Source organism: Enterococcus sp. DIV0086 (genome assembly GCF_050498705.1).
Lineage (GTDB): Bacteria > Bacillota > Bacilli > Lactobacillales > Enterococcaceae > Enterococcus > Enterococcus faecalis.
In genome coordinates this window covers 1,508,474-1,531,733 of record NZ_JBNIDN010000001.1, presented here as the reverse complement: position 1 = coordinate 1,531,733, position 23,260 = coordinate 1,508,474, and the positions used below count along the sequence as shown (strand labels likewise).

Below are 23,260 nucleotides of genomic sequence, written 5' to 3'. Positions count from 1 at the left end.
AGTATATGAAATATTACGATTATTCAAGGGGCTTAAAAGCCCCTTATTCAATGCAAGTTATTAAGTCGCCTAAGGGTCAAGTGGTCTGGGTATTTGCACAACCTGTTAGCTTATCGTATCTCTTAATTCTATTCTTAGGGATTGTGTTAACTGGTTTGTTTTGGAAAGAAGTACCATTACCACAAATTTTAGGAATTAACTTGAATTTGTTAATCATGGTGTTGGTGCCGAACAAAGTTGCTCGTTGGTATTCCGAAAAGGAATTCGAAGGAAAAACAGGCTTTGGTTTTTTAAAAGATGGTTTTGTCTATGTGAAAAATTATGTGTTAGATAGTAGATCAATTGTAGCTTTTGAACGAGTAAAAGAAATAGAAGAGTTTTCATTTAAACGTTAGTACAAAAAGAGAATTATATCTATGAATATAAAAAATAAGGAGTGCATAGCATTAACTCCTTATTTTTTATGTCTAAATTATGAAGTTTTATATTTTAAATAAAGCATGACTGTACAGACTATTATTCCGATGACTAAAAGTAGCACAGTAACAATACTTTCATTTTTATTTATTTTTTTTTCAGGTCTATAGCTAGGATTAATTTGTTTGGCGTTAAAATCAGTAATTCCAAAGTCTAAAGTAGGAAGTAAAAACAGTAATAAAATAATATATATAATTCCCGCTATAAGGAAAATAGGAGCGTTAGTGAAAAGTGAAATAATGGTACCTATGATTATAGGAATTAAAATATATAAAAAGAATTTGATAACATTTTCTTTTCTCATTTTAATTACCAAATTCAGCTTCTATGGCACTAGCTTCTGAATTAAAAATAAAGGTGTTACCATTGCGAAAATAGTTAAAGCTAAAAAAACTTTTTTCATACACTTTCCTTCTTTCCAATTATTATTTAAAAGCTATATTAAATATAGCTTTATTTTATAATAACTGAATGAAAAAAAGTTGTCCAATAATATATAGAAATTTCTGAAAAATCATTTTTAATGTTAATTACTAAAATAAAATCAACAAGAAAGGAAAAAATATGCAATTAGAATACCCATTAACGAATCATATGAAAGGAAATATTGTTTTAACACAAGAAAAAACAGCGATAGCATACTATCGTGTTCGCTCTGAAACCGTAATGTTGACTGATGTTGAAAAGAAATTAAAAACGAAAAGGAAAGTTTCTCGTGCGTTAAATCGTTTAAAAGCTAATGATGGATTTGAAATTAACCTTTTGCCAGTTAATGCCGACATTCGAGGGAAAATGGGTGTTATGCGTTCTTTAATTGATTCTAATAATTATGAAGTAGGCGTAGATAAATTGATGAAAACGGCAATGGTTTTAGAACAAGAAATGGGTATGGTTTACGAATATACGTGGATTATTGGTGTGCCTTTAATCAAGAAAGATCTCGCTGTTGATTTAAAAGAAACCGTTACTAATTCAATTAGCAACGTATCGGAAAAATTTGTTAAAGGGCTAGGTTTTGATGTGGAACTAGCAGAAGATTGGGAAAAGGATTACCGAGAACAAGAACTAGAAGTCTATCAAAATCTTTCAGAGTTATTGGTTGAACGTCTGACAGAAGATGAATTGTACTATTATCAAGCGTATCAATTTTTAAAAAATATTCCACATGAGCGACAAGATGTTCTTTCTAGTCAGAATCTTGATAATTTAATGGCAACAAAAATTAAACCATTGTTCGGTGGAGGGCTTCATTTAAATTGTGATTATGGCGAAAGCTATATATCCTATCTTCCTATGGGTGATGTTGGGGTTTTTCTTGATGGTAACCATTTTTTAGAGGTTGTTCAAAAAATGCCTTTTCCAGTTGAAGTGAAGATTCAAGCGACTTTTGCAGAAAGTAAAGGGCAATTAGCACTGTCTGGGCGTTCGTCACGTGCAAGAACCCGCACTAAGAATATCATGCAGGAAGCACACTTAGCTGGTTCTAAACAAAAACGAAAGATTGTTGAAGGTCAATTATCACTAGACGATTTAGACCAAAAAATTGATGATGGTGTGGATATTATTGACTGGAAAGCAGTGGTTGTTGTTAGTGGTAGTACAAAAAAACAAATGCGTGCAAGAAAAAAATATTTAATCAATCGTTTTGATAGTTTAGATATTCCGCTTATTAAAGCAACGTTTGATAATCCTTATTTATTTCAATCCACTTTGTTTGGTAATTTTATCCGCATGCAGACTTCTCGTTGGCAACACACGTCAACGATTGAATCGTTTGCCGAGTTGAATTTCTTTACTTCACTTCATGCAGGTACGAAGTTAGGCTTTTACCTTGGACGTATTGATACAACTTTGGAAGAAAAAGAAGATAGAAAATCTATTATTTCCAGTTCAAAAAATTTAATTTTTATGAACATGCTATTAGCGAATAAACAAGATGTTGATGGTAAGAAAACCAATAATCCACACTGGGCTTTAACTGGCGATACTGGGAACGGAAAATCGGTTACAGCTAAAACATTGTTTATGCAAATGGCACTTTTAAAAGACAGAGTGTTGTACATTGATCCAAAAAAAGAAATGCGAAAGCAATTTATGTATACAATCAATGATCCTGAATATCAAAAGAAATATCCTTTAGATGTTAATTTTGTGAAGTCCTTTAATTTCGTCACTTTAGATGTACGTGATACGAAAAACCATGGCGTGCTGGACCCGATTGTTTTGTTTGATGAAACAGAAGCGATTGCAACAACTAAAGCAATGTTAACCAATATATACGAAGGAACATGGAATTTAAAGCAAAAAACAGAAATTAATGAAGCGATTGCGAAAGTTGTTTCGGAACGGAAAGAAGGCAAAAAGGTTGGATTTTGGCATGTAATTGAGCGATTAGTGGAAAGTGAAATTTCTGACGTGAAAGATATGGGGAGATTTATTTTGTCGACTATTAAGGGTTCAGTTTTAGAATTAGCTTTTTCTCATGGTGATGTTGAAGGTCTATCATTCGATAAGAAAGTCACTATTTTAGAAATTGAGGATTTAGACTTACCAACCGATAAAAATGAAAAGTTAGATGAAAATAAACGTCTTTCTGTTACATTGATGTTTGCTTTAGGAACGTTTTGTTCGAAGTTTGGTTCAAGAAATCCAAAAGAAGAAACAGTGACGTTATTTGATGAATCTTGGATTTTTCAATCTTCGCCCGAAGGTAAAGCAATTTTAAAATCAATGAAACGTATTGGTCGTTCGTTTAATAATTTCTTAGTATTGATTACACAATCAACAAACGATTTAGATGATAGTGAAGATGGTACTGGTTTTGGTACAGTGATTTGCTTTGATGAAGTACAAAATCGAGAAGGTGTTTTGAAATATCTCAATTTACCAGTGAACGAAATTAACATGAAATGGGTCTCAAATATGGTTCAAGGTCAGTGCTTAATGAAGGATATGTTTGGTCAAACCAATCGAATTGTTGTTCATGTAATTTTTGAGGAATGGTTGGAACTATTCAAAACTGTTGATGATACAGAAGCTTCTAAAATGGAGAATCGCTTTGTTGCATAGGAAGGAAGTGAGAAGATGCAGTATCTAATTGACAGTTATAGTGCGTATACGGTTGATGGTGGTTTGTTGGATAAAGGATGGCAAGTAGTAAATTGGTTTTTTGTAGATATACCATTCTTTATCTTACGAATGTTTGCTTCTTTTTTCCTTTTTTGTGAGAACGTCTTAAACCAATCTAGTTTCTTTGAAGGAAAACAAGAAACGGTATTGAATATGTCAAAAGATGTCCTAAATGGCTTTGGTGGCAAGGGATTTAGAGGTAGTTCTTTATTTGCGTTAGCGATTCTTGTAAGTGCCTATTATCTGCTTTACCATTTCTTTTCCAGTCGTAGAAGCTTTTCAAAAGTGTTCCTTCATTATTTAGCAGTTGTTGTTTTGTTTGGTTTTTGGTTTGGCTCTGTATCAACGTCAACAGGCACAACAAGTGGCTCAACGTTCTTGATTCAATCAACAAACGCAATTGCTAAAGGAGTACAAAGTACATTTACTACAAGTGCCAATTTAGGAACAGAAGGTTCTAAAGATGGAGAAGTATACCAAAGCCCTATTTTTGATGCCACAGTAAAACAAACATTTAATTTTGTAAATAGTGGTTCACTTGATGGAAAAATGGAGAATGGTAAGAAGTTAGACGAAAGTAAACTACTAGAAAAGCCTAAATTGTCTAAGGAAGAGAAAGAAAAATTTGAAAAAAATAGAAAAAAATATATAGATAAGATAGTTGATGATAATCCATATTTCGCACAGGACGGAGCAAAAACAATGGAAAAAGCTTTTGGCGTTGGTGTGGGTTTAGTCAATTTAGCAGTCTTAGCAGTGCCTGTAACATACATTAATATTATGCTCAATGTAATTCAAATCATTGTTGATTTACTCATTCTTGTTTTTCCGATTATTGCGTTGGTGTCTTTCTTCCCTCGGTGTCAAATGATGATGTTTAAATTTTTTAAATCATTAATTGGCATTTTATTTTTACCTGTAGTTTTCGGTATCTTTTTGTCTGTGTTATTTTGGATCAATAAGTTAATTGACCAAGCGTTTTTAGGATTGATGGATAAAGTAAGTAGTAGTTTATTAATGGTGATGTCTGGTGGTGTTTTTCTTTTAGGCACATTAATTGTTACTGCATTGGTGAAAATTATTTTGTATCGGAAAATTTGGAAAAGCAGATATAAAATATTATCATTCTTTTCTGATGGTCAAGTTCAACAACCTTCTTTTGAATCAAAAATGAATGAAAAAACAAAAGAAACGGTTGAACGTACAGGTGAAATTGGTGTTGGAGCAGTAAAAGCAGGAATAGGTGCTTCCACTGGGAATTTAGCGTTGGCTGCTGATGGTGCTAGTCATTTAATGCCAAAACATGACAAGGCATTGAACTTAGCCAAAGACCATTTTATTGACGATAATGGGCAATTTGCTGGTGTTAGAACAGGATTGAATTCATTATTGAATCGTTCTACTCAAGAAGAACAACAACCATTTAAAGACGATATGTTGCCCGAAGAAGAAATTGCGGAAGTAGAAGAGCCAACCAATGTTGATAATGGGGAATTAGAAGAAATAGAAGATAAAGCTTTAACTGATGAAGTGGATAATTTTGAAGATTCAACAGATGATGAAATGGATAATTCTTTAGAAGAATTTGATGTTCCTGTATTAGATGAAAATGTATCTGATTTTGATACTGATACTTCTTTAGCTGATGAAAATAATATTGAATTAGAGCCAATTATTGAAAATGAACTTGATAGTTTAGATTCAAGTGTAGAATCAAGTGAAAATGATAGAGAAGAGCCAATTCAAGAACTTGATGAGCAAGAAATAGCGGACAATTTGAATGTTAGGGTTGATAATTTCGATGAGTTGGCATTTGCTCGTGAAGAACGTGCATTTTTTGATGGTGGAGAGGATAGCGAATTAATCACAAACAACAATGATTCATTAAATAACGTTTATTCATTTTACCAAACAGAAGAAAACTTCAATAATTTAGAACAAACAGAGGAACAATTTTTTGGAAGTGTGGACACGGAAGAATATAATTTTGATGTTGTAGAAGGCTGATGAAATGATTGTCAGTCTTCTTTTTTATTGAAAGGAGAGACCATGAAGAAATCAAATAAGGTTTTAATTGCTAGTTGCTTTGTCTTTATTCTTCCTTTTTTATTATTTTTAGGTGTATTTTCTTCTAGTGAAAGCGGAGATTCTTCCCAGTTTCAGCCTGCTACACCACAGGAAAAAGTAGCATTAGAAGTTTCTAACTACGTGACGTCACACGGTGGAACGTTGCAGTTTGCAGCCGCTTGGATTGGCAATATGGAACATGAAAGTGGATTAAATCCTGCTAGAATTCAAAGTGATTTGGATTTTAATCCTTCTATTGCTTATAACGCTAGTTTAGGCGGTTATGGAATTGGATTAGGACAATGGGATTCAGGACGAAGAGTTAATTTATTAAATTTTGCAAAAAGTCAAAAAAAGGAATGGAAATCAGTAGCTTTACAAATGGATTTTGCGTGGAATAAGGATGGTTCTGATAGTGACTTACTTAAAAGAATGTCTAAATCAAAAGATGTGAATACACTTGCGGTAGATATTTTGAAGCTGTGGGAACGAGCTGGAACAAAAGATGATCCTGTAGAACAAGTAAAAAGAAAGACTAGTGCTAATAATTGGTATAAGCGACTTTCTACAGGTTCGATGGGCGGAGGTTCAGCCAATATTGGTGGAGGAGAAATTGATATTTTAGAAAATGTACTGGGACAAACTATTAATGGTGGGCAGTGCTATGGCTTATCTGCTTTTTTTGTTGAAAAACAAGGAGGTTTTCAAATGATGGGTACAGGACATATGTTTGCGAGTGAGATTGGTAATGATTACAATTGGCCGTCAATAGGTTGGAAAGTGATAAAGAATCCAAACTACTCGGATATTAAAGCTGGAGATGTTATTAATTTTGGACAAGGTGGTGTGGCTACTAGTATTTATGGACATACTGGTGTTGTTGCAGGCGTAGAAGGCAAAGGAAAATTTACAACATACGAGCAAAATTCGGAACAAGGTCAAATTGTTGCTAAGTATTCTCGGACTTGGGGATTAGATTTTCCACATGTGACCAGCATAGTAAGGAAGTAGGAGGAACTATGAATGATTTTGAGTAAGAAAAGTGGTTTAACTAATCGTCAGATAAAAGAAATCTGTTCGAAATTTAACTGTAGAAAAAATGAGTTTGCAGTTCAAAAGTACCAAGATGGTTTTTTAGTAGCTGTGAATAATAAAGAGTATCGTGTTAAATTTTCTGAGGGAATTTTTTCAAAGGTTGTGTATATTAAAGAAGTGCAACGCATTTCAAAGAAAGTAGGTAGAAAATGAAAAAGTTAAGTTTAGTAGTTTTAGTATTAGGTGTTGGATTAATATTTTCTGCTTGTGGAGGAAATACCAAAGGTCATGAAACGGTGGCTTCGTCAACAACTGAATCGGCGACTATGAAACCAGTTGATAATATAAATACTACGAAAAGAAGTGAAGTAACTGAAAAAAGTAGTACCAAGTCTATACAGAGTAAGGATAAATCAACGGAAGAAAAGGTATCTAACACTTACCAGTTGGTAGAGGACTTTGGAAATGCTTATGCTAATTTTTCTAGTATCAATGATCGTAACGAAAAATTGAAGAAATTAATGACTGCTGAATGTATAAAGAAAAATGGTATTGATGTGAAAACTGGTGCAAAATTGGAAAGTAAAGGTGAAGTAAGTTCAATATATCAAAATGATAAAAAGGAATACGCAGTCGTGCTTGATTGTGAACAAAACGGAACAAAAACAAGGGTACTTTTACTGGCAAAAGTGAAAGGGAATAAGATAGCAGAAATTACCTATAACTCAGTGAAACAAGAGTATTAATTTTGATATACAATTTTTTGCTTTATTTAATAGTATTACGTTTATATAAGTTAGGAGATGATAAAATGAAAAAGGCAGCTTCAATTGTGTTGATGGTTGTTGCAATTTTTATGATATCTGCCTGTGGTTCTAAATTAGATAAAACAGGTGAAGAATTTAAAGACTCTATAATTAAAGATTCTGCATATGGTGATGAGTATTCAGAAGATAGTTTTAGTTTTTTGATGTATAAAGATAAAGACACTAATCGTTATTTGGCTGATATTTGGGTTCCTGTTAAAGATGAGCCTAGTGCATTGGAGTATTTTTATTATTATGATGAAGATAAGCAGTTAGATAGTACAAAAAGCAAAGTAACTTTTGATGATATGAAAGCTAGTGGTAACTATGAAGTTATCTACAAGTCGGGTAAATTTAAATAGAAATTCAATTTTAATGAACATTTGACATAGGGTAGTGCTAATTAAGTACTGCTTTTTTTTATGTAATTAAATAGAAGGAGATGGTATTATTAATGTTAAGTACTGTGACAAAAAAAGACATTATTAGCCTTGGATTTTCTCCATACCAATCACAACGTGTTATTCGTGAAGCCAAAGCTTTACTAGTAGAAAGAGGTTGCCACTTCTATAGTGGTAAGAAAATCTCTTGTGTTCCTGTGAGTGTAGTTGAAGAAATTTTAGGAATAGAGGTTAATAAAGGTGGCAAAGACATCAAATGTTTATAAAGACAAAAAGACAGGTAAGTATTATTTTGTTGCAAGTTTGGGTTTTGATTTAAAAGGGAAAAGAATACAAAAATTTAAGCGTGGATTTAAGACAGCAAAGGAGGCAAAAAAAGCTTATAATCAGTTTATGATTGATTATCAAGAAAAACGTGAAAAGATTACATTTGTTAATTTTTACGAAGAATATTATAAATGCTGGTACAAAAATCATGTTAAGGAAGGTACTTTTAAGACCAATACAGGTATAATTGAAAATCATTTATCTATCTTTAATGAGGTACAGATAAATGCTATTGAAACGGTTGATTTACAAAAATTGATTAATTATTTATCTGGTGAGTATAAAACTAAAACAGGTGAAAGTTTATCTCCAGAGTATATTAATTTAATCATTTGTAATATTCAATCCGTATTCGAGCGAGCTTTTATTTTTGGATTTATTGATGAAGATATATCAAAAAAAGTAAGTAGAGTTCGAGTTGAAGAGAAAGAAGTTAACATTTGGACTATAGATGATATGCAAAAAGTAATGCTGCTTAGTGATGAAAGCGATAGTTTATTGTTCTTTAAAAAAATGTTTTTTAGATTTTTATTCATGACAGGTCTTCGGCTAGGTGAAGCCTTAGCTTTGAATTGGGAAGATGTTGATTTTGACAGTAAAGTTGTTTATATTAATAAGACGATGCTTGTTAAAAATAAAAGAGAGTTTAGAACTACAACGCCAAAAACAAAAAGTAGTATTAGAACGGTATCTCTTGACGATGAAACGTTACGGCTTTTTGAAATATGGAGAGAACAGCAATCTCCTTTAAAAATAAACCTTATATTTTCTATAGATGGTGGAACATTGGCTAAGTCTACAACGCATGGCTGGCTTAAAAAAATTTGTGACTTAGCAGATGTGCCAGTGATTAAAATACACGCTTTAAGACATTCTCATGCTTCTATGTTAATTGCCCTTAAGGAAGATTCACTGGTTATTAAGGAAAGATTGGGTCATAGTCGTATAACAACCACTTTAGAAAAATATGGGCACCTTTATAATGGAAGAATGAATGATGTTTCTAAGAAATTAACTGATTTAAAAATTTAGAATAGTAATTGTTAGCTTTATTGTTAGCAAATATAATGAAAACTAATTGTAAGCTTTGTTTTAAAGCGATTTAGAAAGGGATTAATAGAAAGTGAAATATACAGAAATTATGGTTCGCTATGGCGAATTATCAACTAAAGGAAAAAATCGTAAAACGTTTATCATGCAGTTAGCACAAAATGTGAAACGTGCGTTAGCTGATTTTCCAGCATTGAAAATCCATGCAGATCGAGATAGAATGCATATTTTATTAAATGGGGAAGATAGTGAAGAAGTGATTCCGAAACTAAGTAAAGTGTTTGGAATTCAAAATTTTTCGCCAAGTATTCGTATTGAAAAAGAAATGCCAGCGATTCGTGCAATGGTTCAAGAGGTTGTTCGGGAAGTTTATACGCCAGGTAAGACGTTTAAAATTACTGCTAAACGCTCGGACCATTCATTTGAACTTGATTCAAATGGCTTGAATCAAGAATTAGGTGGGGCCGTTATTGAAGCCATTCCGGAAATTCAAGTACAAATGAAAAAGCCTGATATTAACTTAAGAATTGAAATTCGTAAAGATGCGGCGTATTTATCTTATGAAACGATTCGCGGTGCGGGTGGATTGCCAGTGGGCACCAGTGGTCGTGGTATGTTGATGTTGTCAGGAGGCATTGATTCACCAGTTGCTGGTTATTTAGCTATGAAACGTGGCGTGGAAGTGGAAGCTGTCCATTTTGCTAGTCCGCCTTATACAAGTGAACAAGCGTTACAAAAGGCTAAAGATTTAGCTGAAAAATTAGTCCCTTATGTAGGAACTATTCAATTTATTGAAGTGCCCTTTACAGAAATTCAAGAAGAAATAAAACGAGTTGTTCCCCAAGGCTACTTAATGACCATTACACGACGTTTAATGTTACGCTTAACAGATGCAATTCGTGAAATGCGGAAAGGTTTAGTCATTATTAATGGTGAATCGTTAGGACAAGTGGCTTCGCAAACACTTCAAAGTATGGTAGCAATTAATGAGGTTACCTCAACACCGATAATTCGACCCGTTGTTTCAATGGATAAGACAGAAATTATCGAAATTGCCGAAAAAATTGACACGTTTGAATTAGCCATCCAACCCTTCGAAGATTGTTGTACAATTTTTGCGCCACCGCAACCGAAAACACGACCTCGCTTGGATAAAGCGCAAGATTATGAAGCGCGCTTAGACTTAGAAGGTTTAATGGCTCGGGCCTTAGAAGGACTCAAAATTACAGAGATTTCAGCAGAAACAGCGAAAGATAAACAAGAAGACGAATTTGCAGATTTCCTATAAGAAATAAATACAGTGACGGTCGCTTAGACGTCACTGTATTTATTTTGTACTTATTTCACAAACAAGTTGCTCGGAGAGGGGAACCGTGATAAACTGAATATGTGAAGTAGGTAACAAGGAGGACAGAGGATGGAGAAAAAAATGCCTAAAGCAACGGCAAAACGTTTGCCGGTTTATTTACGTTATTTAAAAATGTTAGGGGATTCTGGTGTTAAACGCATTAAATCACGAGAGTTTAGTGAAATGATCCAGATTCCTTCTGCAACGATTCGGCGTGATTTTTCCCACGTTGGTGAACTGGGCCGAAGCGGTTATGGTTACGATGTGCCGTATTTAATTGAGGTATTTAGTAATATTTTAAATACGCAAGAAGAAAAAAGAATTGCTCTGATTGGTTGTGGCAATTTAGGCAAGGCATTATTAAAAAATAATTTTAGACGCAACGAGAATTTGAATATTGTCTGTGCTTTTGATAATGATTCAGCTTTAGTTGGCACCACGATTAATGGGTTATTAGTTCATGATATGTCTGAGTTAGAAGCATTCGTTCGACAAGAAGGGGTCACGGTAGCCATTTCTACAGTACCAAGTCACCATGCCCAAAAAGCCATCGACAAAATTGTACAAGCGGGTGTGACTGCGATTTTAAATTTTGCGCCAGACCGTGTCAGTGTGCCAGCCAACGTTAGTGTGCAGTATATTGATTTAACAACGGAACTGCAAACACTGATTTATTTTAATGAAACTTTTTCACTAGCAAATAGCCCAAAGCAATAAAATTGTCTTCATAAGAATCCTCTACTATACTTATTATTGAAAGTGGAAAAGGAGGATTTCAGAATGAATGTTACAAGAAAAGGGCACGTATTAGAATTGACAGGTGAACAGCCCGAAGTTGGCACAAAAGCCCCCGTCTTTTCTTTGAAAAATTTAAACAACCAAGAAATCAACTTGGCAGATTATAAAGGTAAAACGGTTTTAATTAGTGTGGTTCCTGATATCGACACACGTGTTTGTTCACTGCAAACGAAACGTTTCAATCAAGAAGCGGCGAAATTAGACGGTGTTCAGATTATCACGATTTCCAATAACACAGTTGAAGAACAAGCAAATTGGTGTGCCGCTGAGGGTGTCGAAATGGAAATGCTTCATGATACTGAAGACTCATTTGGTGCAGCTTATGGTTTGTATATTCCAGAAATGGGCCGTTTAGCACGTGCTATTTTTGTGATTGACCCAGAAGGAACGTTAGTTTATGAAGAAATCGTCTCAGAAGTTTCGTCGGAACCCGATTATCAACAAGCGTTAGAAGCTGCAAAAAAAGTGTAATCCCTCTAGATTACAAATTGACTTTGCTTGCGCTTCATTGTAGAATGAAGCAAAGACAGCGAACAAGAGGAGTATCATTGGCGTCGTTTTAGAGAAAAAGTCGTTCAGGTGCAAGACTTTTACACAACCAGTGAGAAGGTAGCTTGTGAGTCAATGGTTTGAACACAGTACGTTAGTAGAACGATTCGTTTCGTGAACGTTATCTCACGAATGAGTGGCATTTGAATGAATTCAATTCAAATGCAATTTAGGTGGTACCGCGTAAATAAGATGAATCTACGCCCTAAAATACGAAAGTATTTTAGGGCGTATTTTAGTGTTTAGCCAAAAAAACTCATTTGTAAAATAATTACTGCTCCAAATCGCGTATTTTAAGAAAGAAGGGGAAAAAATGTCAGAAGAAAAAAACTTACCAACGAAATATCAACCGACAGAAATCGAAGCTGGCCGTTATCAAAAATGGCTAGATCAAGATTTATTTAAACCAAGTGGCGACAAAAAAGCGAAGCCCTATTCAATTGTTATTCCACCACCCAATGTAACAGGAAAACTACACTTAGGGCATGCTTGGGATACAACATTACAAGATATGATTATCCGCCAAAAAAGAATGCAAGGCTTTGATACGTTATGGCTACCAGGAATGGACCATGCCGGAATTGCCACGCAAGCAAAAGTAGAAGAGAAACTATCACAACAAGGAATTTCACGTTACGACTTAGGTCGTGAAAAATTTGTTGATCAAGTGTGGGAATGGAAAGAAGAATATGCTTCTCACATTCGTGAACAGTGGGCAAAAATGGGCCTTTCTTTAGATTACAGCCGTGAACGTTTTACTTTAGATGAAGGGCTATCTGAGGCCGTTCGTAAAGTGTTTGTCTCTCTTTACGAGAAAGATTTGATTTACCGTGGTGAATATATCATTAACTGGGATCCAAAAGCGAAAACAGCATTGTCTGATATTGAAGTAATCCATAAAGATATTGAAGGAGCTTTTTACCACATGAGCTACCCATTATCAGATGGTTCTGGCGTTGTTGAAATTGCGACAACGCGTCCTGAAACAATGTTGGGAGATACGGCGATTGCGGTCCATCCAGAAGATGAACGGTATCAAGAACTTATTGGTAAGACAGTTGTCTTGCCATTAGTAGATAAAGAAATTCCAATTATTGCAGATGACTATGTAGATATGGAATTTGGAACAGGGGTTGTAAAAATCACACCTGCCCATGATCCAAATGACTTTGAAGTCGGTAATCGTCATGACTTACCTCGAGTAAATGTTATGAACGAAGACGGCACGATGAATGAACTGGCTGGAAAATACGAAGGAATGGATCGTTTTGCCGCACGTAAAGCGATTGTCTCTGACTTGAAAGAACTAGGTCGCTTAATTAAGATCGAAACAATGAATCACAGCGTGGGCCATTCAGAACGAACAGGCGTTGTCGTGGAACCACGTTTATCGACCCAATGGTTTGTAAAAATGGGACCATTAGCTGAAAAAGCAATAGAAAATCAAAAAACAGAAGACGCTGTTGAATTTTATCCACCACGCTTCAATCAAACATTTTTACGTTGGATGGAAAATATTCATGACTGGGTTATTTCGCGACAATTATGGTGGGGCCATCAAATTCCTGCTTGGTATCACAAAGAAACGGGCGAGATGTATGTTGGGATGGAAGCACCAGCCGACAGTGAAAACTGGGTTCAAGATAGTGACGTCTTAGATACATGGTTTAGTTCTGCTTTATGGCCATTTTCAACGATGGGTTGGCCAGATGAAGCAAGCGAAGATTATCAACGTTACTTCCCAACAAGCACATTAGTTACTGGCTATGATATTATTGCCTTTTGGGTAAGTCGTATGATTTTCCAAAGCTTAGAGTTTACAGGCGAACGTCCCTTCCAAAATGTCTTAATTCACGGCTTAATTCGTGATGAGCAAGGACGCAAAATGAGTAAATCATTGGGGAATGGGATTGATCCAATGGATGTCATCGAAAAATATGGCGCAGATGCGTTACGTTGGTTCTTATCAAATGGTTCAGCACCTGGTCAAGATGTTCGTTTTAGTTATGAAAAAATGGATGCTTCTTGGAACTTTATCAATAAGATCTGGAATGCAAGTCGCTTCGTTATCATGAATGTAGAAGGTATGACTGCTGCAGATATTGACTTTAGTGGTGAAAAGACTGTCGCTGATCGTTGGATTTTAACGCGCTTAAACGAAACAGTCGCCCGTGTGACAGAATTATTTGATCGCTTTGAATTCGGTGAAGCAGGTCGCCAATTATACAACTTCATCTGGGATGATTTCTGTGATTGGTATATTGAAATGAGTAAAGAAATTCTTTACGGGGACAATGAAGCAGCTAAACAAACAACACGGAGCATCTTGGTGTACACATTGGATCAAATCTTACGCTTATTGCATCCAATTATGCCGTTTGTAACAGAAGAAATTTGGGAAAAAATTCCGCATCAAGGTGAGTCATTGGTTGTGGCAGAGTACCCAGTTGTTCATGAAGAATTTAACGATGAAGCAGCAGCTCGAGGAATGGAAGTTCTGAAAGAAGTCATTCGTTCGGTTCGGAATATTCGAGCAGAAGTGAATACACCACTTTCTAAACCAATTACCTTGTTAATTAAAACAAACGATACAGAAGTAGAAGAATTTTTAACAGCTAATACTAGCTACTTGGAACGCTTCTGTAACCCAGAGGAATTAGTCATCAGTCGTGAAATAGAAGCGCCAGAATTAGCCATGTCCGCTGTATTAACAGGCGCAGAACTATTCCTACCATTAGCTGGGTTGATTAATATCGAGGAAGAAATTGCTCGCTTAGAAAAAGAATTAGACAAATGGACAAAAGAAGTCAAACGTGTGCAAGGCAAACTTTCAAATGAACGTTTTGTGTCAAATGCACCAGATGAGGTCGTGGAAGCAGAACGTGCAAAAGAAAAAGACTACCTTGAAAAACAAGAGGCTGTCAAAGAACGGATTGCCCAATTACGTTCAATCTAAAAAAGAAAAGACAACAAAACCAAACGTTGGTTTTGTTGTCTTTTTGTTATAATTTGCCAAATAATTGAAACAAATACAACATTAAATAGCTGTAAGTAGCCACAGACCAGAATTTTAATAAAAGAACAATTTTCATGAATTCCTTTAAAGAAATATCTGTAATTCCCGCCACTAAACAAACAATATCATCTGGAGCGAAGGGGACTAACATAGTAAAGATTAAGAGCTTTTTGACATTTTGTTCATTTTTGTCTAAAATCTCTTCAAATTTTTTGTATTTATTGGGTGAAAGGATTATTTTTACAAAGCTACGTCCATAGTAACGAACCAGTAAAAAGCCAATAAACTCACCAATAATCAATCCAAGATAGCTATACAAAAGGCCTTGCAAATTGCCAAACATCAACATTCCTGCAACAGAAGAGATTCCTCCAGGTAGAATAGGGATAATCACTTGGACGATTTGTAAAAGAATGAAACACAGAACCGCATAGTTACCAAACTGTTTAATAAAAGCTTGCAAGGAAGCAACAGAATGAAAAATTCCTCTGGAATATCCCCATAAAATTAAGCCGAAGAAAAGCACCAGTCCAACTAGGGGTAACCACCGAATGAGTCCATTTAAAAATTTTTTCTGATTAGTCATGAGTGGCCTCCTGACGTTTTCGACGGTATTTTTTAAAGCCAAGATAACCAGCCGTTCCCAGTAAAATCGTTCCGCTGACGGCAGTGCCGAGATAAATCATTCTTGGATGATAGGCAAAGGTTAACTGCTGTTTGCCAGCTGGGACTTCAACAGCTAAAAAGCCACCTAGAATGCGTTGTGTTTTTAAGGGTTCTTTTTGTAGCGACGATTTGACTTGCCAATCTTGGTCATAAGGAATGGACGTATACAGTAACTGAGTGTCATTTCCAGGTACATTCAGTGCGCCATTTAAATGGCCTTTTTTAGTTGCATTCACGTGAAGAGCTTGTTGGCGTAATTTGTCAACTGCACGATTAAAGGCTGTTTGGTCTAAAGTTTGAAGTTGCCAATTAGTTAAATCAACCACTTGTTCAGCAGTTAGTGACAGGGTCACGGTAGTTCCTTTTTCAAAATGCCCTAAATTGAACAGTTGATTGGTTGCAATATAAATCGGCGTCGAGATAACTTTTTGGTTTACCTTCAATTGTGTAACTTTTTTCCATTTTAAATTCGGAATATAAAGATGCAAGTCGCCAGTGCTATTCACTTTAAAGGTTGCTTCAATTGTTTCGTTGGTATGATGAGGTTCATTTATCAACGAAGCTGTTTTAAAGTAAGGTTTATCCGTCGGCACGAGCGTTTGCAGGAGTTCTTCTTGGGCATCTAAAGGATTATTTTTTGCTAATTTTAACTTGGTTAATGCGGTTGGCGCCAAAAAGCCCATACCGATCGCTTCATCATTTTCCATGATTTTCGTGGAACCAACTGTTTTTAGCAATTTTTCACTCGTAGGTTTTTCAATTGGTAAAAAGTCATATTTCACATTTAAAAGTAAATTGGTTAGTTGTGAATTATCCACATAGGCAATCCGGCGATCATTTTTTCGATATAAACCTAGCGCACTTAATGTGTCTTGGGTAGTGGCAGTTAAAGTCGAAGTATAGCTAGAAACGCCAGCATAGCCATAAAGTAAAGGATTATTGTAGCCGTTATTGATTTCACGGAACCCTGTTTCTTTGGAAGGAATGACTTGTTTCATGCGATAAAGTTCTGGTGCTGAGGCCATTTTTTCATCGATTAATTGGCTGTGTTTTCGGTAATCTTGGGCAAATGTTGCTTGGCTACCAAAGGGCATATGTTTAAAAGAAATCCAGAAATTCGTTGTTAATTCTGTGCTGACCAGTAAGAATAAAGCCACGACTACATAGTTTCTTAAGGCCTTTTTGTGTGCTAAACGCAAGCAAACGAAAATCAACCAAATAAAAAGTAAACTTAGCCATAAATAATTGATCGAAATTAAGAGATTCTTTTGTGGACCATAATACAAAGATCCGTAGCCAATGACTAACAGCAGACTAAAAATAATAGGTGCGGACCAAGGAATGGTCACTCTTGTAAGCCAAGCTTCATAGGCAAAGACAATCAATAAAAAGCTAAAGATAAAGACATTTCGGTAAGGGAACCCAGCTGGGCTTTGAAACATGTGCCAGACAGTATTAAAGGCTTCTAACCAAAAGCTTAAAAAGAGAATGAATAAAAGAATTGCTGAAGCTATTCTTTCTTTTAACGCAATTTGTTTCGTTTGAAAATAGGCAACACAGAGGAGTGTCACAAATAATCCAGCAAAAACGGTTGGTAAATGGTCTAAACGCAACTCATAATTAATAGAACCTAAGCCTAATTGCGAGAAAAACGAAGTGTTGAACTTAGGCGTTAAAAAGAACGTCGAGACATCAAAATCTGCTTTTTTTGTATAGAGCATCCCTTCTGCTGCAGGTAATAATAAAAAGCTAGTTGCAGTTCCTGTTAAAAAAGAAACGAGGATGAATAACGGACTTTGTTTAAAAAATTGCCGAATAGCATGGGCTTGGGTATTCTTTTTAAAGAACCAATAGATACTGTACAAAACAGCAAAGAGACAAATCATATAACCCATGTAGTAATTCGTCACAATCGCTAAAAACAGGGTTATACTGTATAAGCCCCATTTACGTTGATCCCATAAACGTTGGAGTCCCAATAAGATAAGCGGGAATAGAATTAGTGCATCCAACCACATAAAGTTTTGGCTATAGACGGTGACAAAGCCACAGAAACTATAGGACGTTGAAAAAAGTAACGTGGTGCCATCAACTTTTTGATAGGTGTATTTTAAATAGCTAAACATCGTCGTGCCCATCAAGGCAAGTTTTAAGGTAATAATCCATAAAATTGCTATAGGTAATTGTTCATAAGGAAAAAAGAAAGCCAACACATTAAAAGGGCTCAGTAAGTAATAGGCTGCCAAAGGAACAATCGACTCACCAATCTCATTGGAAAAAGAGTAGAATGTAGTTATTCCCTCGTGAAAAGAGCGTTTTAAAAAACTCAAGAAAGGCATGTATTGTGTGCCTAAATCACTAACTAATAAGTTGTTGTCACCAAAAGGCGCAAGTTGTAATGTCATCCATACAAGCAATAGAAGTAAAAACGGCAAGAAAAAACTTCCTAACCATAAAAGCTTCGATTTGTTTTTCATCAAAATAAGTCCACCTTTATAAAAAAATCATGAATAAGCGTGTTGAACGCTCTAAAAATAGTTTTTAATTGGCTGGCTGGAACGAACCATCCAGAATGTTAGTTTACCATAAGTTCATTAATGTATCCGCTAATAACGCAAAATTATGAAAAATGCAAAAAGTTTTCAAGAAAAAGTTTCAATTGGTTATTAGTGAAAAAGTCACCTAACTTAGTTATAATGTAGAAGAAGACAAGGAGTTGGACAAGATGCAATTAACAATAGAAGAAGCCATTGAATGGATTCATAGCCGGTTACCCTTTGGCTCAAGACCTGGTTTGGATCGGATTAATGCATTATTAGAAAAAATTGATCATCCAGAAAACAAAGTGCCAACGATTCATATCGCAGGAACCAATGGTAAAGGCTCAACCGTGACATATTTACGCTGTCTATTAGAAGAAATGGGCTTGAAAGTCGGAACCTTTACCTCTCCTTATATTGAATCATTTAATGAAAGAATTGCGATAAATGGTCAACCAATTTCAGACGAACAATTGATTACCTATGTGGAAAAGTATCAACCAATCATTAAAGAATTAGACCAGATCACTGAAGTGGCTGGAATTACAGAATTCGAAACATTGACAGGAATGGCCTTGGACTATTTCGTGAATGAACAAGTGGATATCGCAGTTGTTGAAGTTGGCTTAGGTGGATTACTTGATAGCACCAATGTCGTGAAGCCATTATTGACGGGAATTACGACAATTGGGAAGGATCACACAGAAATTTTAGGTGAAACAATTGCTGAAATTGCCTATCAAAAAGCGGGTATTATTAAAGAAAAAGTCCCAGTAGTAACAGGCAATATTTGTGCTGATGCGCTAGCAGTCATTGAAAAAGTCGCACAAGAAAAACAGAGTCCAATTTTTCGTTTTGGCAAAGAGTATCAAGTGGAATATCTACATCCTGATACACAATGGGGGGAAGTATTTAATTTCTATGGAGAAATGGGCAAACTGACAAAAATTAAAGTTCCCTTGTTGGGGCGTCACCAAGTAGAAAACGCGGCGGTAGCTATTCAATTATTTGACAAGTATTGCCAACTACAACATTTGCCGTTTAAAGAACGAGACATTACTAAAGGGTTAGCTAAAGCGCAATGGCCAGCTCGAATGGAACGTCTTAGTGATGAACCGTTGATTGTTTTAGATGGTGCCCACAATGATCATGCAGTAAAACGCTTAGTTGAAAACTTGCGCAAAGAGTTTCCACAACACACGATTCATATTTTATTTTCAGCTTTAGCAACTAAAGATGTGGATGAGATGATTCAGGACTTAAAGCAAGTACCGAATGCGCATCTTTACTTAACTAGCTTTGATTACCCTAAAGCTATTGCACTTACAGAAATGGAAAAATATGAAGACGATTTAACAGAAATTGTGTCTTTATGGCAATTTGGCTTAGGCGAAATTTTAGAAAAAATGTCGACAGATGATTTATTATTAGTAACAGGTTCATTATATTTTGTTTCTCAAGTAAGAGAATTACTTTTAACTATAGGAGGAAATGATGAAGAAATTTGATGGCGTAATTTTTGATATGGATGGGTTGCTTTTTGATACGGAGTTGATTTACTATACATCTACTCAAAAAGTAGCAGATGCAATGGGGTTACCATATAGTAAAGAAGTCTATTTAGACTATGTTGGGATTTCCGATGAAGAAGTACAAGAGAATTACCGACGTATTTATGCATCTTACGGTCACGACACAGTGGAAGAATTTATCCGCCGTTCTTATGATGATACCTTGCAAGAGTTTCGATCTGGTAACGTCCCTTTAAAACCAGGGGTGGTGGAATTTCTCGACTTTTTAGATGATCAAAAAATTCCTCGATTAGTTGCCTCAAGTAACGTCCGTCCAGCAATTGAAATGTTATTAAGCCATGCTGGGATTCAGGATCGTTTTGTAGGAATTGTTTCAGCAGAGGATGTTAAACGAGCAAAACCGGACCCAGAAATTTTTCAAAAAGCACGTCAACTTTTAGGAACAGAAGCCCCGAAAACCTTGATTTTCGAAGACTCATTTCATGGGGTAAGTGCGGCTCATAGTGCGGGCATTCCAGTGATCATGGTACCTGATTTATTGCAACCAACTGAAGTTATCCAAGAGAAAACATTACATGTCTTGGAGAGTTTACATCAAGCGCCACATTATTTAAAATAATAAAAACAACACTCCTTTGCGTAGTTTATTAATGACTAGCAAAGGAGGTTTTTTTTATGCAAGTATCGGATCTGTTTATTCGTGAGATGCCGAGTGATTGTTTACCACGAGAACGGCTCTTGGCGATAGGAGAAAAAGCATTATCGAATCAAGAGTTGTTGGCGATTCTGTTACGAACTGGCTCAAAAGAAGCAGACGTGATGACTGTTGCCGCAACGCTATTAAAACAGTTTAAGCAACTTTCTTATTTCCAGCAAGCCACGTTGAACGAGTTAATGGCTATTAAAGGCATTGGCCAAGTGAAAGCCATTGAATTACGTGCGGCCATTGAATTGGGGTGTCGAATTTATCAAAGTAGTCAAATCAAATTTGGCAAAGTTACGTCCAGTCAACAAGTCGCTCAACGATTACTCCAAGAGATGAAGGGGCTGCAACAAGAACATTTAATTTGTATTTACTTGAATACCAAGAATGACATTATCCAACAGAAAACGATTTTCAAAGGATCACTGAATCAAAGTATTGCTCATCCACGCGAAATTTTTCGGGGAGCGGTTAAATATTCTTCTGCTCGCATACTATTAGCTCATAATCATCCATCTGGCAATCCGACACCGTCTCCACAAGATATTCAATTTACCAAACGAATGGAAGAATGTGGCGAAATGATGGGGATTCAATTGTTGGATCATATTATTGTTGGTGATAGCGGATACATTAGTTTGAGAGAAGAGAATTTTTTTGCTTCAGAATGAGGACAATTCTTGCAAAAATATTTTATCACGTGTAAAATGAAAGGGTAATCTTGTTTGGAATTATGTAGACTTTTTAAATTTTTTTAAATATTCTATTGGAAGCGAGCAAAGTTACGACTATTTATGTGCAAATGCACGAGGAGGAACAAAAGAATGGAACAAGGAACAGTAAAATGGTTTAACGCAGAAAAAGGTTTTGGGTTTATCTCACGCGAAGACGGAAGCGACGTATTCGTACACTTCTCAGCTATCCAAGGTGATGGTTTCAAAACTTTAGAAGAAGGTCAAGCAGTGACTTTTGATGTTGAAGATTCAGACCGTGGCCCTCAAGCAGTTAACGTAGAAAAAAACTAATAAAAAATAATCCAAAAACACCTAACATGCGTTAGGTGTTTTTTTGTTAGAAAAAATAGAGAAGAAAAATGGACAAGCATTTTTCTTCTCTATTAAATGAGAGCTTTATTGATCACTAACTGTGGCAGTCATAATCATTGGCAGAATCATTGGATGACGTTCTGTTTGTTCAAACAAGAAAGGCTGTAAAGCGGTCGTCATGGCTTCGCCTAATTTTGCTTCGGTACAGTTTTTATCTTTCATTGCTTCACGTAGAGCATTGAATAAAAGACGTTGGCCTTCATGAATCATATCACCAGACTCACGCATGTAGACAAAACCACGGGAAAGAATGTCTGGACCAGCCATAATTTCTTTATTTTTAATATCAACCGTTGCTACCGCTAAAACTAAACCTTCTTCAGATAAGATACGACGATCCCGTAAAACAACATTCCCGATATCGCCGACACCATTTCCATCAACGTACACGTCGTTAGCGTTGAAGTGACCAGCAGGACGTGCGCTATCAGCCGTTAAAGCTAAGACATCGCCGTTGCCCATGATAAAGCAATTTTCTTCAGGAACCCCTGTATCTTGAGCGAGCGAAGCATGGATTTTTAACATTCTAAATTCACCATGAACAGGCATGAAATATTTAGGCTTCATCAAGCGAAGCATTAATTTTTGCTCTTCTTGTCCACCGTGACCAGAAGTATGGATATTATTGATTTTTCCGTGGATAACTTCTGCACCGGCTTCAGATAATAAGTTGATTAAACGGTTAACGCTTGTCGTATTCCCAGGAATTGGTGAACTTGAGAAAACAACCGTATCGCCTGGTTGAATACTAATTTGGCGATGTGTACCGTTAGCAATCCGACTAAGCGCGGCCATAGGTTCTCCTTGAGAGCCAGTACATAAAATCATTGTTTCATTTGCTGGCAATTGATTCAGTTCCGCCGCATCGACAAACGTTCCTTTTGGCACTTTGATGTAGCCTAAGCGTTCGCCATTGACAATGGCATTTTCCATGCTACGACCAAAAACAGCAATTTTGCGACCTGTTTTCACGGCTGCATCAGCAGCTTGTTGTAAACGGAAAATGTTTGAAGCAAAACTGGCAAAGATAATCCGACCATCAATTTTTTCAAAGATTTTTAAAATAGAGGTCCCAATTGTTTTTTCGGATTTTGTAAAGGTGGGTATTTCAGCATTGGTACTGTCTGAAAGAAGACAAAGGACGCCTTCTTCACCTAATTTCGCCATTCTGTGTAAGTTGGCTGGCTCACCAACGGGTGTAAAGTCAAACTTAAAGTCACCTGTTGCGACAATGTTACCAGAAGGCGTTTTAACCACAACGCCCAAGGCATCAGGAATACTGTGAGTCGTCCGGAAAAAGCTAATCGCTGTTTTTCTAAAACGAATCACCGTATCTTCATTAATTTCGTGTAATTCCGCTTCTCGCAATAAACCATGTTCATCTAGTTTGTTGGTAATTAAAGCCAAGGCTAGTGGTCCCGCATAGATTGGGATATTCGCTTGACGTAAAAGATAAGGAACGCCACCAATATGGTCTTCATGACCGTGGGTAATAACGAGTGCTTTGACTTTATGCAAATTTTGAACGATGTAGCTATAATCTGGAATCACGTAGTCAATCCCAAGTAAATCATCTTCTGGGAATTTGATCCCAGCATCAATAATGATAATTTCATCTTGGAATTGTACCCCATATGTGTTTTTTCCAATTTCGCCTAAACCACCGATTGCAAAAACGCCAGTTTCGTTATTTTTTATGTTTACTTTCAT

General features: G+C 35.9%; 21 protein-coding genes and 1 other annotated feature. Of the genes, 17 read left to right on the top strand and 4 right to left on the bottom strand.

Annotated elements, in window-relative coordinates; translation table 11 throughout:
• Positions 1 to 5: 5 nt before the first annotated feature.
• Positions 6 to 395 (top strand): conjugal transfer protein, encoded by a 390-nt coding sequence (locus tag IGI63_RS07415; protein WP_033628147.1) that lies wholly within the window; start codon positions 6 to 8, stop codon positions 393 to 395.
• A gap of 77 nt (positions 396 to 472) precedes the next feature.
• Here the strand turns inward: IGI63_RS07415 and IGI63_RS07410 are convergent, their stop codons facing one another.
• On the bottom strand, positions 473 to 793 hold the full coding sequence (locus IGI63_RS07410; RefSeq protein ID WP_229204073.1) for a hypothetical protein: 321 nt from the start codon (positions 791 to 793) through the stop codon (positions 473 to 475).
• 248 nt (positions 794 to 1,041) lie between these two features.
• On the opposite strand from IGI63_RS07410, the gene IGI63_RS07405 reads away from it, so the two are divergent.
• The 12 genes from IGI63_RS07405 (at position 1,042) to IGI63_RS07350 (ending at position 14,943) form a co-directional block, all read left to right on the top strand.
• Positions 1,042 to 3,546: an ATP-binding protein gene (locus IGI63_RS07405; RefSeq protein WP_429975571.1), complete on the top strand. Its 2,505-nt coding sequence runs from the start codon at positions 1,042 to 1,044 to the stop codon at positions 3,544 to 3,546.
• Between the two features lie 15 nt (positions 3,547 to 3,561).
• Positions 3,562 to 5,613 carry a hypothetical protein gene (locus IGI63_RS07400; RefSeq protein WP_429975570.1) on the top strand — a complete coding sequence of 684 codons (2,052 nt, stop codon included), beginning with the start codon at positions 3,562 to 3,564 and terminating at the stop codon, positions 5,611 to 5,613.
• 42 nt (positions 5,614 to 5,655) lie between these two features.
• A complete protein-coding gene (locus IGI63_RS07395) occupies positions 5,656 to 6,684 on the top strand; it encodes a phage tail tip lysozyme (protein ID WP_429975569.1) in 1,029 nt (342 codons plus the stop codon).
• Positions 6,685 to 6,696: 12 nt separating this feature from the next.
• Positions 6,697 to 6,921: a hypothetical protein gene (locus IGI63_RS07390; RefSeq protein ID WP_002371406.1), complete on the top strand. Its 225-nt coding sequence runs from the start codon at positions 6,697 to 6,699 to the stop codon at positions 6,919 to 6,921.
• Positions 6,918 to 7,454: an EF0163 family protein gene (locus IGI63_RS07385; RefSeq protein WP_033594329.1), complete on the top strand. Its 537-nt coding sequence runs from the start codon at positions 6,918 to 6,920 to the stop codon at positions 7,452 to 7,454. Before IGI63_RS07390 ends, IGI63_RS07385 begins: the two co-directional genes overlap by 4 nt.
• A 65-nt stretch (positions 7,455 to 7,519) precedes the next feature.
• Positions 7,520 to 7,876 (top strand): LptM family lipoprotein, encoded by a 357-nt coding sequence (locus tag IGI63_RS07380; protein ID WP_010823197.1) that lies wholly within the window; start codon positions 7,520 to 7,522, stop codon positions 7,874 to 7,876.
• A gap of 92 nt (positions 7,877 to 7,968) precedes the next feature.
• Entirely contained in the window at positions 7,969 to 8,181 is a 213-nt protein-coding gene (locus tag IGI63_RS07375; protein ID WP_002399131.1) for a DUF3173 domain-containing protein, read from the top strand.
• A complete protein-coding gene (locus tag IGI63_RS07370) occupies positions 8,156 to 9,274 on the top strand; it encodes a tyrosine-type recombinase/integrase (RefSeq protein ID WP_429975568.1) in 1,119 nt (372 codons plus the stop codon). The genes IGI63_RS07375 and IGI63_RS07370 overlap by 26 nt, the downstream gene beginning before the upstream one ends.
• Positions 9,275 to 9,365: 91 nt before the next feature.
• A complete protein-coding gene (thiI, locus tag IGI63_RS07365) occupies positions 9,366 to 10,580 on the top strand; it encodes a tRNA uracil 4-sulfurtransferase ThiI (protein ID WP_002359156.1) in 1,215 nt (404 codons plus the stop codon).
• Between the two features lie 129 nt (positions 10,581 to 10,709).
• Complete coding sequence (locus IGI63_RS07360) at positions 10,710 to 11,357, top strand: redox-sensing transcriptional repressor Rex (protein WP_002365189.1); 648 nt, start codon at positions 10,710 to 10,712, stop codon at positions 11,355 to 11,357.
• Positions 11,358 to 11,420: 63 nt separating this feature from the next.
• Positions 11,421 to 11,909 carry a thiol peroxidase gene (tpx, locus tag IGI63_RS07355; protein ID WP_002367321.1) on the top strand — a complete coding sequence of 163 codons (489 nt, stop codon included), beginning with the start codon at positions 11,421 to 11,423 and terminating at the stop codon, positions 11,907 to 11,909.
• A 49-nt stretch (positions 11,910 to 11,958) separates the two neighbouring features.
• Positions 11,959 to 12,198 (top strand) — a binding site (T-box leader).
• Between the two features lie 102 nt (positions 12,199 to 12,300).
• Positions 12,301 to 14,943 (top strand): valine--tRNA ligase, encoded by a 2,643-nt coding sequence (locus tag IGI63_RS07350; protein WP_429975567.1) that lies wholly within the window; start codon positions 12,301 to 12,303, stop codon positions 14,941 to 14,943.
• 46 nt (positions 14,944 to 14,989) lie between these two features.
• On the opposite strand, the gene IGI63_RS07345 is transcribed toward IGI63_RS07350, so the two are convergent.
• Complete coding sequence (locus IGI63_RS07345) at positions 14,990 to 15,589, bottom strand: TVP38/TMEM64 family protein (RefSeq protein WP_429975566.1); 600 nt, start codon at positions 15,587 to 15,589, stop codon at positions 14,990 to 14,992.
• Complete coding sequence (locus IGI63_RS07340; protein ID WP_429975565.1) at positions 15,582 to 18,146, bottom strand: YfhO family protein; 2,565 nt, start codon at positions 18,144 to 18,146, stop codon at positions 15,582 to 15,584. The genes IGI63_RS07345 and IGI63_RS07340 overlap by 8 nt, the downstream gene beginning before the upstream one ends.
• A 248-nt stretch (positions 18,147 to 18,394) precedes the next feature.
• On the opposite strand from IGI63_RS07340, the gene IGI63_RS07335 reads away from it, so the two are divergent.
• From IGI63_RS07335 to IGI63_RS07320, 4 genes are all read left to right on the top strand, one after another.
• Positions 18,395 to 19,717, top strand: coding sequence for a bifunctional folylpolyglutamate synthase/dihydrofolate synthase (locus IGI63_RS07335; protein WP_429975564.1), 1,323 nt, complete (start codon positions 18,395 to 18,397; stop codon positions 19,715 to 19,717).
• Positions 19,701 to 20,360 carry an HAD family hydrolase gene (locus IGI63_RS07330; RefSeq protein WP_002385286.1) on the top strand — a complete coding sequence of 220 codons (660 nt, stop codon included), beginning with the start codon at positions 19,701 to 19,703 and terminating at the stop codon, positions 20,358 to 20,360. The genes IGI63_RS07335 and IGI63_RS07330 overlap by 17 nt, the downstream gene beginning before the upstream one ends.
• Before the next feature lie 56 nt (positions 20,361 to 20,416).
• Positions 20,417 to 21,115, top strand: a complete 699-nt coding sequence (radC, locus tag IGI63_RS07325; protein ID WP_429975563.1) for a RadC family protein — start codon at positions 20,417 to 20,419, stop codon at positions 21,113 to 21,115.
• A gap of 153 nt (positions 21,116 to 21,268) precedes the next feature.
• Entirely contained in the window at positions 21,269 to 21,469 is a 201-nt protein-coding gene (locus IGI63_RS07320; RefSeq protein ID WP_002355121.1) for a cold-shock protein, read from the top strand.
• Positions 21,470 to 21,574: 105 nt separating this feature from the next.
• On the opposite strand, the gene rnjA is transcribed toward IGI63_RS07320, so the two are convergent.
• Entirely contained in the window at positions 21,575 to 23,260 is a 1,686-nt protein-coding gene (rnjA, locus tag IGI63_RS07315) for a ribonuclease J1 (RefSeq protein ID WP_002355122.1), read from the bottom strand.